The organism is Ancylobacter sp. VNQ12 (assembly GCF_049445835.1).
Lineage (GTDB): Bacteria > Pseudomonadota > Alphaproteobacteria > Rhizobiales > Xanthobacteraceae > Ancylobacter.
Window position 1 is genome coordinate 209,346 of record NZ_JBMSDU010000007.1, and the last position, 12,670, is coordinate 222,015.

A 12,670-nucleotide genomic window follows, 5' to 3' on the forward strand; every position below is an offset into this window, starting at 1 on the left:
CGCCATGATTGCCGCGTAAAGAGGCGGCAACGCGATCACGGCGCCGGATGGGGCTCGGCCGGCACGTCGCCGGCAGCTGCCGGGGCCACAGGAGCCCCGCCCTTGCGCCCACTGCGCCATTCCTCGAAGCGTTGCAGCACGGTGTAGAAGGACGGCACGAACAGCACCGCCAGGCAGGTCGAGGCGAGCATGCCGCTGAACACGGCGATGCCGATCGACTTGCGCGAATTGGCGCCGGCGCCGGTCGCCAGCACCAGCGGCAGCACGCCGAGGATGAAGGCGAAAGAGGTCATCAGGATGGGGCGGAAACGCAGCCGCGCCGCCTCGGTCGCCGCCTCCATGATCTCCATGCCCTCCGCCCGTTTCTCGCGGGCGAACTCGACGATCAGGATCGCGTTCTTCGCCGACAGCGCGATAAGCAGGATGAGGCCGATCTGGGTGTAGAGGTTGTTGGCAACGCCGAAGCCGGTCAGCGCGCCGACCGTGCCGAGCAGCGCGAGCGGCACGGCGAGCAGCACGGCGAGCGGCAGTATCCAGCTCTCATACTGGCCGGCGAGCACGAAATAGACCAGGAGGATGGCGAGCCCGAAGACGTAGTAGATCTCGTTACCGACCACCTTCTCCTGATAGGACATGGCGCTCCATTCATAGCCCATGCCCGGCGGCAGCGTGCTCGTCGCCACCTGCTCCATGATGTCCAGCGCCTGACCGGAGGAGAAGCCGGTCGCCTGCGCGCCGACGATGGTGGAGGCGGGATACAGGTTATAGAGCGTGATGAGCGGCGGCCCGAAACTGGGCGTCACCCGCGCGAGCGTGCCGAGCGGCACCATCTCGCCCTTCGGCGTGCGGATCTTCAGTTGCAGGATCTCTTCCGGCGAGCGGCGGAAATCGGCCTCGGCCTGGATATAGGCCTGGAAGGTCTGGCCGAACTGGTTGAACTGGGTGACATAGCTCGACCCCACATAGCCCTGCACGGTCGAGAACACCTGCCCGACCGTGACGCCGAGCGTCTCGGCCTTGATGCGGTCGATCTCGAGGAACAGCTGGGGCACGTTGGCGCGGAACGAGGTGCTGAGGCGCTGCAGCGCGGATTGCGAGGAGGCATTGCTCACGATCGACTGCGTGAGGCTCTGCAGCTCGACGAAATCAAAGCTGCCATTCTTCGATTCCACCATCATGGTGAAGCCGCTGGCATTGCCGATGCCCTGGATCGGCGGGGGCACCAGCACGAAGGTGGCGGCCTCGTCGACCTGCTTCAGCTCGCGGTTCAGCGTCTCGTAGATCCAGAGCAGGCCCTGCCCGGCCTTGTCGCGCTCGTCCCAGCCCTTCAGCATGACATAGGCGACGCCGGCATTGGGCAGGGTCGCGTTGTTGTCCAGCACCGACACGCCGGAAATGGCGATGACGTTCTCCACGCCTGGCGTCGCCTTGGCGAGGTTGGCGATCTTCTCCATCACCGCGCTGGTGCGCTGGAGCGAAGCGGCGTCGGGCAATTGGGCGCCGATCAGCACATAGCCCTGGTCCTCGGTCGGCAGGAAGCCGGTCGGCACGCGGGTGAGGCCCCAAATGGCGACGCCGATCATCAGCAGGGCGAAGCTGACGGTGAGATAGCTCACATGCACCATGCGGCTGATGAGGCGGGCATACCAATGCTCGGCCCGGTCATAGACGGCGTTGAAGCCGCGGTAGAAGAAATTGCGCTTCTCCGGCGGCACCGGCGGGCGCAGCCAGAGCGCGCACTGGGTCGGCTTCAGCGTCATCGCGTTGATCGCCGAAATGAAGGCGGTAGCGGCGATGACGAGGGCGAACTGCTGGTAGAGCTGGCCGGTGAGGCCCGGCATGAAGGCCGCCGGCAGGAACACCGACATCAGCACCAGCGTGATGCCGATGACCGGCCCGAACAATTCGTCCATCGCCTTCTCGGCGGCGAGACGTCCCGGCAGCCCCTTCTCGATGTGGCGGGCGACGCCTTCCACGATGACGATGGCGTCGTCGACCACGATGCCGATGGCCAGCACGATGGCGAACAGCGTGGACAGGTTCACCGTGAAGCCCATCGCCGCCATGGCGGCGAAGGTCCCGATGATCGTCACCGGCACGGTGGTCGCCGGCACCAGCGTGGCGCGCCAGTCCTGCAGGAACACCAGAATGACGATCAGCACGAGGATGCCCGCCTCGAACAGCGTCTTGTAGACCTCCGTCACCGAGGCGTTGACGAACACGGTGGTGTCGAAGGGAATCTGGTAGGAAAGACCCGGCGGGAAGGCCTTTGCCAGCACCGCCATCTTGTTGCGGACTTCGGTCGCCACCTGCAGCGAGTTCGCCTCGGGCAGTTGGTAGATGCCGAGCGCCGCCGCCGGCTGACCGTTGAAGGTGAAGATCTGGCTGTAGGTCTGGGCGCCGAGCTCGACGCGCGCCACGTCGCGCAGCCGGGTGATGCGCCCGCCATCGGCATTCGACACCTTGACGATGATGTTCTCATAGTCGGCAGCGTCGTTCAGCCGCCCGTCGATGGTCAGCGTGTACTGGAAGTTCTGCCCCTTCGGCACCGGCGGCATGCCGACGACGCCCGAGGCGACTTCCTGGCTCTGCAGCTGGATCGCGTTGATGACGTCTTCAGGCGTGAGCTGGCGCGCCTGCAGTTCTTCGGGATCGAGCCAGACGCGCATGGCGTACTGTCCGGCGCCGAACACGCTGACATTGCCGACGCCATCGAGGCGGGCGATCTCGTCCTGCAGGTTGATGACGCCGTAATTGGCCAGGAACAGGCTGTCATAGCGCCCGTCCGGCGAATAGAGCGTGACGAACTGCAGGATCGCCGTCGACTTCTTCTGCGTGGTGACGCCCTGCACCTGCACCGCCTGCGGCAGCGAGGACATGGCGATCGCCACGCGGTTCTGCACCAGCACCTGCGCCAGATCCGGATCGGTGCCGATCGCGAAGGTGACGGTCAGCGTGTAGGTGCCGTCGCTGGCGCTGGTCGACTGCATGTACAGCATGCCCTGGACGCCGTTGACCTGCTGCTCGATGGGCAAGGCCACGGTGTCGACCAGCGTGCGCGCGCTGGCGCCCGGATAGAGCGTCGTCACCTGCACGGTGGGCGGCACGACGTTGGGATATTGCGAGACCGGCAGGTTGAGCAGCGCCACGCCGCCGATGAGCACGAACACCAGCGCGAGAACGTTGGCGAGAACCGGCCGTTCGATGAAAAAGCGGGAAATCATGGCGCGGGCCTTAGGTTCGAGCGGTCCGGGGGCAGCAATGCGTATCCAGTCGCCGTATCAGTTGGCCGGCGCGGCGGGCTTCGTCGCCGATCCGGTCGCCGAGGTTGCCGCAGAGCCCGCTGCCGATAGCTGCGGATCGACCTTCGCGCCCGGTGCCGCGCGCTGGATGCCGCCGACCACGACACGATCGTCCGCCGAGAGACCGGATTCGATCACCCGGTACTCGCCGACCAACTGGCCGGTGACGACGATCTTCTGTTCGACCACATTGTCCTTGTTGACGACGAGGACATACTTGCCCTGCTGCGCGGAGCCGATCGCGGTATCGTCGACCAGAAGCGCGTCCGGAATGTCCTGAACCGGAATGCGCACGCGCACGAACAGGCCGGGCAGCAGCGAGAGGGTCTTGTTCTCGAACACGCCGCGCACCAGCAGCGTACCGGTCGACGGGTCGAGCTCGGGCGAGACGTAATCGAGATTGCCTTTGTGAGGGAAATCTGTGCCCTCATTCTGCAGGCCGAGGTCGATCTCGACCTGCTTGACCTGCTCGATGGTGCGCCCTTCCTTGGCCAGCGCTTCCTTGATGCGCAACACCTGGTTCTCGCCGATGTTGAAATAGGCGTAGATCGGGTCCATCTGCACGATGGTGCTGAGCTTGGTCGGAGCGCCGTTGCCAACCAGCTGGCCGACATCGGCGAGGTGGCGGGTGACGATGCCGTCGAACGGCGCGATCACCGTGGTGTAGCCGAGATTGATGGTGGCGAGCTCAATGCTCGCCTTGGCCCCGTCCACCGAGGCCTGCGCCTGGTCGCGCGCCGCGCGGGCCTTGTCGACGGTGGCCTGGGAGGCGAAGTCCTGCTGGCCCAGGGTCAGCTGGCGCTGATATTCCGCCGACGTATTGACCAGCTGCGCATTGGCGGAGGCAAGATCGGCCTTCGCCTGGTCGAGATTCGCCTGGTAGGTGTCCTGCTGGATGAGGAAGAGCCGGTCGCCCTTCTTCATCACGGCACCGTCCTTGTAGTCGATCGCCTCGAGGAAGCCCTCGACGCGGGCGACCAGATCGACCGAATTGATCGAGGCCGTGTTGCCGGTGAACTGGAGATAGCGCGTCACCGCCTGCTTCTGCGGCGTGGCGACCGTCACCTGCGGCGGCGGCGGCGGGACGTATTTGTTCTCTTCGGTGCAGGCTCCGAGCAGCGCCGCGATCACCGATACGCCGAACACACCGGCCCATCTGCGTCCCGCAGCCGACAGACGCACACCCGCAACCATGCCATTCCCCCGAGCGACCTATTGCCCGGGGCGAAAATATACTGGCGAGCCGACAAATGTCTAGTTTGGCAGGTATTGTAATTAATTTAAGTTAATATTTGGGAGATGTCGGTATACTTTCATAAACTCACAACAAATGTCCCATGGCGAGCGCCGCGCCGATACGGTTCGTACAGACCTGCGGGGTGTAGGGCGGAGCAACGGAAGCTGGCATCTCGTCCCACTGCGGGGGATGGGATTTGGTCGATTAGGTGCAGTGCAGTGCAAAGCTGCGGCGCAACGGGAGAATCATGCTCGGATCGGATGTTTGCTCGCAGCAATGCGGCGGCGGCACGGCTCTACCCAAGCGAGCCTCCTGATCGGGGACGCAGAAATCCTGTCCCATTGAGGGTCTCGCTCACCCGATTGAGTACCCTCCTGCCGACCGGGATGCACGGGCTCGTGGGACAGGATTAGCCTCTAGGCGGCGAGCCTGCGCGATTGTACTGGTAGGGAACGTCATCGCGCATGCCCTCCACGCGCCTTTCAGGGACCCCGCATGAAGCCGGTCGCTTTTGCCCTCGTCGCCGTCACCCTCGCCGCTCCGACCCTCGGCCTGGCGGCCGATCCGGCGCTCACGCTGACGCAGGGCGACATCTTCACCGATCCGGTCGGCACGGTGATCGGCGTCGCCGTGACCAATGGCAGCTCCGCCACCCTCGGCTCCGCCGTCGTCACCTGCGCCTTCACGGCGAAGGGAAAGCCGGTCGGCTCGTCCAGCACCACCATCTACAACATTGTCGCCGGCGCGAAGGGCCAGGACCAGGTGCACCTCATGGGCGCCGCCGCGGACGGCGCCCAGTGCTCGATCTCCTCGACCACGCCGCCGAACTGAAACGACGGTCGCGGCACCGCCGATGAGCGGTGCCCGAGACGAGGCCGCGCGACGCTCGGGGCCACAGGCGGCGGCATCGCCGGACCCCCGCCGGAAGAGCGTTCCACCGCTGCTTTGCGGGCTTGTGGGGGAATGACGCCAGACCCGCTTGCCAGCGCGACGCGCTTCGCTATATTCCGCGCCTCTCACGGGGCGGCCGGACGAAGCGATCCGCCGCCTTGAGAGAACCGCCGGGCCTCGCGCCCGCGGCAGGAGGGGTGGCCGAGTGGTTGAAGGCGCACGCCTGGAAAGTGTGTATACGGGAAACCGTATCGCGGGTTCGAATCCCGCTCCCTCCGCCAACTAGTCTGCCGAAAACGACCCGGTGGCGCCTTGGCCTCGCAAAGCGCGCGGATATGCGGGTTTCCGGGCGATGGCTTTCTCTCTGAGGTACGGAAATAGGCCTCTCAGGGCGCGGAAATCGCCCTTTCTCTCTCGGCCATATTTTTCACTACGGAATTGCCGGCGCGCCTAGCGGGCAAGGCTGATCTGGTGGAGCACCCGTTGGGCGGACCAGAGCGCCGGGATGCTGTCGGGCCCGCTGAGGCTGTCGAAAGTGAAAGCGGCAGGTGCATCGCCGGCGAGGAGTTGCTGGACGATCGCTGGATCGACGAAGGCGAGGCGTAGCACGCGGGTGACCCAGGATTCGGTGGTGCCGCTGGACGCGGCAAGATCGGCGATGCGCAGCGTCGGATCGGAGGTCAGTTGCTTCCACCACTCGCGCGCCGTGGCGATGGTCTTGAGGAGCTTGTCATCGGTCTGAGGCAGGGCGGCGGTGCCGTTCGGCAACACCAGGCGCAAGGCAAAGCCGGAGCGTTTGAGCTTTACTGGAACGATGATCGGAGCGATCGCGGCATCGGGTGCCGATGCGCTGATCTTTAGCAGCGTCGTGATGCCGTTTGGGTCGAGCATAATGGTGACGCCGTCGCGCTTGATGACGATCCTGCCGACGAGGGTGTTTATCAGGTGGGCGATGGCCGTGTGATCCGCGCCTCGCAGCGTTCCGGCAGCATTGCGGCACACCGCCAGGATCTTGGTGATGTGATCGGCAACGGCGCCCTGATTGAGCTGCTCGATCAGGGCGATCGGGTCATCCAAGCGTTCCGCAAGCTGCGCGCACACCAGCTTCTCGATCTCGGCCGCCGGAAGGCGCATCCCGTTGGCCTTAGCATCCTCGACGCCCAGCTGCAGGTTCCGGCTGACATAGTAGCGGTAGCGCTGACTGCCCTTGCTGGCATGGGAGGCGACCAGCGGCTGTCCGTCCTCATCGAATAGCTTGCCGGCGAGAGGGCTCGGGTGGCTGGCGGCACGCAGATGACTGGTACCGTTGCGATGGTCCTGCAGCTGCACCTGGACCGCCTCCCAGAGCGGCATGTCGATGATGACCGGATGAAGCCCATCGTGAAGCGTCTGTCTGTGCCGGATGCGGCCGATATAGATCGGGTTGGCGAGCATGGCGTAGAGCTCGCCGCGCCCGAAGGGCCGCCCGCCATGAGACTTCCCAGCCTTGGAGATCCGGATTGGCTTGACGATGCCACGCCGATCGATTTCGTCACACAGGCTGCGAACGCTGCCACGCTCGAGATAGAGCTGGAAGATCTGCCGGACGAGTTCGGCATCCTTCTCGACGATGGCGAGCGTGCGCCCGTCCGGCTGATAGCCGAGCGGCGGCGAACCGCCCATCCACATGCCCCTCGCCTTGGAAGCCGCCACCTTGTCGCGAATGCGTTCGGCGGTGACCTCGCGCTCGAACTGGGCGAAGGACAGCAGCATGTTCAGGGTCAGCCGCCCCATGCTGGTGGTGGTATTGAAAGACTGGGTGATCGAGACGAAGGAGGTCCCCGCCTTGTCGAAGGTCTCGACCAGTTTAGCGAAATCGAGCAGCGAGCGGGTCAGGCGATCGACCTTATAGACGACGACGATGTCGACCCGTCCGGTGGCAATGTCGGCCAGCAGGCGCTGGAGCGCAGGCCGCGCCAACGTGCCACCTGAGATGCCGCCATCGTCGTAGCGTTCGCGCAACAGCACCCAACCCTCGCTGGCCTGGCTGGCGACGTAGGCCGAGCAGGCACCATATTGGGCGTCGAGGGAGTTGAAGTCCTGCTCGAGGCCCTCCTCGCTCGACTTGCGGGTATAGACCGCGCAGCGGATCGACCTCATCGTCCTATCCCTTCCTCAAACCGAAGAAGGCAGGTCCCGACCATTGCTGGCCGGTGATCGCCCGCGCCACGGCGCTGAGCGACGTCCATACGCGCCCGTTCCAGAGCACCCTGCCCTGCTCGTCGATGGTCGCGACATGGGTGGTCCCGTGCCATTCTCTGACAAGGCGCATGCCAGCGCCCACCGGCTGCGATCGCTTGCCCTTCGCGATCTGAGCGAGCGCGCGCCGCGCGGAGCTGGGCAGATCACCCAGGGCGGCCGCCTGGAGATGATAGGCCAGCGCCAGCCGCAGCAGCTTCGGGCTGACACCGGGGGCCGGCTGCCCGCTCACCTCCTGCCATCGCTGGCGAAGCTGGGGACCCTCCAGCTCCGCCAGCGCCATCACCTGTTGTTCGACCGTCATGATCAGGCCGCGGCGCGCGCGTCGATGCGATAGCGGCGTATGCCATCGGTGCCGACTTCCGTCAGCAACGTCAGGCAGAGCTTTTTGCGGATGACTGCGGAGAGGAAACCGCGCACCGAATGCGCTTGCCAGCCGGTGACCTCCATCATGTCCGATATGCTGACGCCGTCCTTTTGCTTAAGCTGGTTCAGCACAAGGTCGTTCTTCGTCAACTGCGGCATTATCGTGGTCGGAGCGACGGGCGTCGGCAGCGCCGTAGGAACCTCAGCCGCTCGTGTCGGTGTGGAGACCACCGGGGGTTCTGGCAGTTGAACCGGCGTAACAGCCACCGCCTGCCCGGCGGCCTCTGTCTGCTTACGACGACGGCGCTTTTCAGTTCCCAGCTCCAGCACCCGGGAGCGAATTCGTGCGCGGGACGGGGTGGTCGGCTTGGTGATCGTCATCAGGGCTCTCCTCGGCAGGCCTCCAGTCCATCTGGCGGCACTGCCGAAAGCCCGCGCATTGCGCGGGCAGAGAGTAGATCGGCATCCTTGTGTGAGGCTCAGCCCGACAGCCGAGCGTCCATCGACCTCACAGAAAGTGCATCGAGCAGGGCCCGAGCCTCACCGATCAGCACATCAAGATCGAGTTCCAGGATCATCTGAAACGCGTCCCGTCCCGCGCCCTGCTCGGCACACGCTTGCGCGCTTGCGGTAATGGCGGCGGCGCGGTCCAGTCGTAGCCGCAGCTGCCCAAGTCGCTGCACAAAGTCCACCATCCGTTCCGCCATTTGCCGTCTTCCTCTTTGCCACCTGCACCACTGATGTCGCTCTGTTCCGCCTTGAAGTCGAGTGGAATAAGCGAGCAAAAAGAGTATGTTGAGGCATAGAGTGACGACCCTTCCCGGCAGCCCGAGCGTACCAAGACGGGGGTAAGCGACTGGTTTTGACCCATACCTGCCCCTCCACTGCCCTTTCAGCGACGTCCGCTTTGCGCCCCGATCTCGGTCGTTACCGTGGCGACAGACGCTGCCCAAAAGCGGACACGCGCCTCCTCGCCAAGCACCACGACCCCAGCAACGATGTCGGTGGCCGCCTTCGTGAAGCTCGCCGTTATTTGGAGCGGGAGGGGGCTGACCGTGGACTCACACACCGAAGGCACGGGCAGCACTGCACACCAAAGCTACCGCATCAAATGGGTGCCGGAGCTGGTTCGTCCGGTGCAAATCAAATGAAAATCTAGAATGTGGAGTTCATTGATACCCTAATCGACGCGCCCGGCCATCGTCGTGTTCTCTTCTGTATAGCGGCCAAGTCGTAGCGCTGCCCTTCGAGGGCTACTACGAGGCCATGGACATCAATGCCGAGGTGAACGCGTCGTACAACTACACGCCTAAGCCTCGCCTCTACCGCTCGTGGCGCGTCATCGAGCGCGGCGAGCCCGGCAACTGCCTCGACTCGCCGTGTTGAAATGTGCCGAGCTGCGGAAGGCCGGGTTCAGCAATGAAAGACTGGAGCTGAAGGCGTTCACGAAATGGGACGGGGAGGGGCACGCCCTCTGCATTATCGACGGCAAGTGGGGAATGGATTGGAACGACCGGCCCATTCTCGCCACCCGCAAGGCATTGGCAGCCCGGTCAGAACTTATGACCGTCGTCGCTACCGACGATTGGCGTTAGAGCTACCTAGGACGGTGAGTCACCCTCGATCGTGCCCGAATAGCTATCGCCGCTGGTATCGCTGGCGTGACGCCAAATTTGTCGATCTGCGACCGGCAGAACGTCGGCTCCTTGGCGAACTATTCCGTCCATCTGATATGGCTCGGGCTCACCGAAAACTTTCACATAAAGAGCGCGCGTGTCCCGATATGCGTTCAACATGCCTCGGCGAGTACTGTCGGTAGAGGGAAAGTGGTCGCGCACACGAGGGTCGCCGTCGAAATCTCCCAAAACCGAGACGCAGAATTCGGCATATTGTTTAGTATGCAAGATAAAGAAGTGCCAATACATATCGATATCACCGGCAGGTGCATGAGGCACGCCTGATTTTACCAGTGTAAGAATGTAAAAACGCTTAAATTCTAGTTCAAGCCGTTCCGATAGACGAAGATCGCATTTTCCATACTCGAACATGAGAGGATACGCTTGTTCGCACGAGTATGTTCGCCCGGACCTTATAAGGTCATCAGAAAGTTCATGTGTAATTACTGACAGATCGTAGCCTGCGACGAGCTCGATGCGCTCTGCATTGGCAGGTGTGATGGCAAAAAAAAAGCTATCGCCTCATCACTTATGGTATAAGGAGTACCTGGGTTGAATGGCATGTTGTCCACCTGACGTTAAGGAATCGGATGATCATACCATTTAAAATCTACGGCAAGTGCTAGGTTTCCAGATTCGCTAGCATTGAAGAAAATATTATCAAAATAGGCGGAATCGGAGAGCGCACCCATCAAGATTCGGGGTCTCAATATTTCCGTTGCGGAGATGGAGCGCTTAGAACAGCATGGACGTGCCCTGTTGATGTGCACATAGCACGCTGGGAAGTCCAACGTCGGGAAGCGGCCACCGCCATGGTGTACTCCCCGGTTTAGGCTGTCTGAAGGCGGAGGCGCCTTCGGAACGGACCCGCCCACCGTGTCCAACAACGGGGGATGATGAAAGGGCGCCAGGTCTCTATTTGGCCGTTTGCCTTAGCCGCCGCCCTTTCACACTTTTAGAGTGTAGTAGCGCTTGCATTTGGACCGTGTCGGTGTTCGGCTCCTCCCAGAAAAGAAGAATCCTCGGGGGATGACTGTGCGTAGTTTTCTATCTGCGATGGTTGTTACGCTAATGGCCAGCGGCGCGTTCGCAGAGACGTCGTGCCGGGACGCGGAACGGCTACCCTATGAAATAAAAATGAGCCAGCCAGACCTGCCGGGCCAGAAGGTGGATGACGCCGCTGATGTCAATTTCCACTGGATGTCGAAGGCTTACCAGTTAAACGGCCCAGGACCGACCTACGTTTGGGCAATCGACAACAGCGTGTGCAATGAGGCTGAAAAGCCGCTCGTCCTGAAATGGGAAAGGGCCGACTTCTCCAATTATAGCCACCTGCCTCTCAAAAAAGGGATGGCTATGGTGAGCAGGATCAGTGTCGGCTTCGACAGGCCTCAGGTTGAGGGCAACGTCCCGCTGGTGTTCGGGCTCAACTCCGGCAAGACGGACAGCTCCATATACGTCCGAGCGAGAACGAAGGTGGCCAGCACGGGCGACGCCAAGAGCATCATCGAGCAGGGGCAGCTGCTTTATAGCCAGCTGAGCATAACTGAGACCATCGCCAACGTTATGCGAACAAAATTCTCCGTCCGCACCACAGCCGTATTCAAAGATGGCGAGGGCAGGTTTGAGATGAACCTGGAGGGTCTGCCCCTCAATTATAGGGTGGGGTTTGCTCTGGGTGGTGATGTCGATCAAGCGGCCGAGCAGGGGATGCAGGTCACGCCGCTCGTCAACGTGTCGGATGACCGGGAGTTTATCCAGGCAGTGAACGCCAAGCAGCTGTTGGCTGTGTCCGACCGTGGACGTGAGCTGAAAAGTTTGACCTTCAAGCTGCGCGGGGCGCCAATAATCCAGGTGAGCGAAGTGTTCGTGTTCAACGAAGCCGGTAGACCGGTCGCTCGGGCGCCATTCGCCTTCTTCGGCAATTCTTTCCAGTGAGACACTGATGCTCTCCTTTTCGCAAACTGCTCTCGGCGTGCTGGTGGCTGCCGTAGCCACATTTGTATCGACGCTGTTCCCCACGCCTTTGGGTATGCCCTACCTGGAATGGGTCGGGACCAAGTTCATGCTGGGTTTCAGCGGCTATTTGATGGGTTTGTACGCCGCCCGGCAATCCCGAAGGCGGTCATATCGGGCCAAGCTTGTTGCGGTGGGGAGCATCATTCTGGCCTTCCTTGGCGGCCTCCTTCTCTATGTCACGGCGCTTGCGAACGGTTATCCGGGCTATTTGACCACCTTCCAGCTGTTCGTCTCATACGCCGCCATGGTCATGTCGGTTACCGCGCTGTGCGGATTTGCGGGGCTACAATGGTTTTCCAAGGGCAAGGCGTGACGCGTGGCGCATGTGGGGCATTCGCCGTGGCGGTGGCTATTGCGGTTTCACCCGCGCACGCCCTTGATGCCAAAGGCTTCGCTCGGATGTGTGAGAACGACATATCCGAGGCTACGGCATACGTCAGTGGCGTTTGGGATAAGCGCCGGGATGATATGCTGGTGGTGGGCGGCATCGTTGCCAACGCGATGCCAGACAAGCGGGATTACGAGTTCGTTCGGACGATAGTTGGTGGCAATTTCTGCCTGCCTGCCGATGCCAACCTGGCCATGGTGCTGGTTCAGGCGTGCAAGTGGGTGAAGGCAAACCCCGACAAGGGCAACAACACCGGAAACAGCGCACTCTTCTCGGCCTGGGAAGAGCGCTGGCCGTGCCCGGGACAAAAGTAGCCAGCTGGCATTACGCCCGGCGTGCAAAGCGATCCGAGATCATCGGCCTTCCATAGGCTCGGAAGTGCTCAGCGACGTCTGCCCAAGGTACTGACAGGTCGGGCATGCGCTCCGTACCCCTCCGGCGAGGGCCGCCTTGCGGAGGTTGCGCGATGACGTGAAGTCCTAGGGGTAATCCTAGGAGTAGTCATATGTCCCTTTCGCGAGTGGAGGTGATCACCTCGGTAGAGCGGCGTCGA

11 protein-coding genes and 1 tRNA gene are annotated in these 12,670 nt (G+C 62.6%); 5 read left to right on the plus strand and 7 right to left on the minus strand.

The features are described from left to right. Positions 1 to 35: 35 nt before the first annotated feature. Both ACO2RV_RS12610 and ACO2RV_RS12615 read right to left on the minus strand, forming a co-directional pair. Entirely contained in the window at positions 36 to 3,224 is a 3,189-nt protein-coding gene (locus tag ACO2RV_RS12610) for an efflux RND transporter permease subunit (protein ID WP_423293400.1), read from the minus strand. 57 nt (positions 3,225 to 3,281) lie between these two features. Next, a complete protein-coding gene (locus ACO2RV_RS12615; RefSeq protein ID WP_423293402.1) occupies positions 3,282 to 4,496 on the minus strand; it encodes an efflux RND transporter periplasmic adaptor subunit in 1,215 nt (404 codons plus the stop codon). A 538-nt stretch (positions 4,497 to 5,034) separates the two neighbouring features. Here ACO2RV_RS12615 and ACO2RV_RS12620 point away from each other — a divergent pair. Together ACO2RV_RS12620 and ACO2RV_RS12625 are read left to right on the plus strand one after the other, a co-directional pair. Further along, a complete protein-coding gene (locus tag ACO2RV_RS12620) occupies positions 5,035 to 5,370 on the plus strand; it encodes a hypothetical protein (RefSeq protein ID WP_423293404.1) in 336 nt (111 codons plus the stop codon). Between the two features lie 251 nt (positions 5,371 to 5,621). Then, positions 5,622 to 5,711, plus strand: a tRNA-Ser gene (locus ACO2RV_RS12625). A 169-nt stretch (positions 5,712 to 5,880) separates the two neighbouring features. On the opposite strand, the gene ACO2RV_RS12630 is transcribed toward ACO2RV_RS12625, so the two are convergent. The 5 genes from ACO2RV_RS12630 to ACO2RV_RS12650 all read right to left on the minus strand — a co-directional run bounded on the left by ACO2RV_RS12630 (position 5,881) and on the right by ACO2RV_RS12650 (position 10,082). After that, positions 5,881 to 7,569, minus strand: coding sequence for a recombinase family protein (locus ACO2RV_RS12630; protein ID WP_423293406.1), 1,689 nt, complete (start codon positions 7,567 to 7,569; stop codon positions 5,881 to 5,883). Between the two features lie 4 nt (positions 7,570 to 7,573). Next, positions 7,574 to 7,972 (minus strand): DUF2924 domain-containing protein, encoded by a 399-nt coding sequence (locus ACO2RV_RS12635; RefSeq protein WP_423293408.1) that lies wholly within the window; start codon positions 7,970 to 7,972, stop codon positions 7,574 to 7,576. Between the two features lie 2 nt (positions 7,973 to 7,974). Beyond that, on the minus strand, positions 7,975 to 8,415 hold the full coding sequence (locus ACO2RV_RS12640; RefSeq protein WP_423293410.1) for a DUF3489 domain-containing protein: 441 nt from the start codon (positions 8,413 to 8,415) through the stop codon (positions 7,975 to 7,977). A 98-nt stretch (positions 8,416 to 8,513) separates the two neighbouring features. Further along, positions 8,514 to 8,741 carry a hypothetical protein gene (locus tag ACO2RV_RS12645; RefSeq protein WP_423293412.1) on the minus strand — a complete coding sequence of 76 codons (228 nt, stop codon included), beginning with the start codon at positions 8,739 to 8,741 and terminating at the stop codon, positions 8,514 to 8,516. 894 nt (positions 8,742 to 9,635) lie between these two features. After that, on the minus strand, positions 9,636 to 10,082 hold the full coding sequence (locus ACO2RV_RS12650; RefSeq protein ID WP_423293414.1) for a hypothetical protein: 447 nt from the start codon (positions 10,080 to 10,082) through the stop codon (positions 9,636 to 9,638). 765 nt (positions 10,083 to 10,847) lie between these two features. Here ACO2RV_RS12650 and ACO2RV_RS12655 point away from each other — a divergent pair. Genes ACO2RV_RS12655 through ACO2RV_RS12665 form a run of 3 tightly spaced genes read left to right on the plus strand, consistent with a single transcriptional unit; the run spans position 10,848 to position 12,431 of the window. Beyond that, on the plus strand, positions 10,848 to 11,648 hold the full coding sequence (locus ACO2RV_RS12655; protein WP_423293416.1) for a hypothetical protein: 801 nt from the start codon (positions 10,848 to 10,850) through the stop codon (positions 11,646 to 11,648). A 7-nt stretch (positions 11,649 to 11,655) separates the two neighbouring features. After that, positions 11,656 to 12,042, plus strand: coding sequence for a hypothetical protein (locus ACO2RV_RS12660; protein WP_423293418.1), 387 nt, complete (start codon positions 11,656 to 11,658; stop codon positions 12,040 to 12,042). A 26-nt stretch (positions 12,043 to 12,068) separates the two neighbouring features. Beyond that, complete coding sequence (locus tag ACO2RV_RS12665) at positions 12,069 to 12,431, plus strand: Rap1a/Tai family immunity protein (RefSeq protein WP_423293420.1); 363 nt, start codon at positions 12,069 to 12,071, stop codon at positions 12,429 to 12,431. Positions 12,432 to 12,670: the final 239 nt, after the last annotated feature.

Excerpts from the sequence above, each read along its gene's own strand:
- ACO2RV_RS12610 (WP_423293400.1), bottom strand. The coding sequence starts at position 3,224 with ATGATTTCCCGCTTTTTCATCGAACGGCCGGTTCTCGCCAACGTTCTC.
- ACO2RV_RS12615 (WP_423293402.1), bottom strand. The coding sequence starts at position 4,496 with ATGGTTGCGGGTGTGCGTCTGTCGGCTGCGGGACGCAGATGGGCCGGT.
- ACO2RV_RS12620 (WP_423293404.1), top strand. The coding sequence starts at position 5,035 with ATGAAGCCGGTCGCTTTTGCCCTCGTCGCCGTCACCCTCGCCGCTCCG.
- ACO2RV_RS12630 (WP_423293406.1), bottom strand. The coding sequence starts at position 7,569 with ATGAGGTCGATCCGCTGCGCGGTCTATACCCGCAAGTCGAGCGAGGAG.
- ACO2RV_RS12635 (WP_423293408.1), bottom strand. The coding sequence starts at position 7,972 with ATGACGGTCGAACAACAGGTGATGGCGCTGGCGGAGCTGGAGGGTCCC.
- ACO2RV_RS12640 (WP_423293410.1), bottom strand. The coding sequence starts at position 8,415 with ATGACGATCACCAAGCCGACCACCCCGTCCCGCGCACGAATTCGCTCC.
- ACO2RV_RS12645 (WP_423293412.1), bottom strand. The coding sequence starts at position 8,741 with ATGGCGGAACGGATGGTGGACTTTGTGCAGCGACTTGGGCAGCTGCGG.
- ACO2RV_RS12650 (WP_423293414.1), bottom strand. The coding sequence starts at position 10,082 with ATGTTCGAGTATGGAAAATGCGATCTTCGTCTATCGGAACGGCTTGAA.
- ACO2RV_RS12655 (WP_423293416.1), top strand. The coding sequence starts at position 10,848 with ATGAGCCAGCCAGACCTGCCGGGCCAGAAGGTGGATGACGCCGCTGAT.
- ACO2RV_RS12660 (WP_423293418.1), top strand. The coding sequence starts at position 11,656 with ATGCTCTCCTTTTCGCAAACTGCTCTCGGCGTGCTGGTGGCTGCCGTA.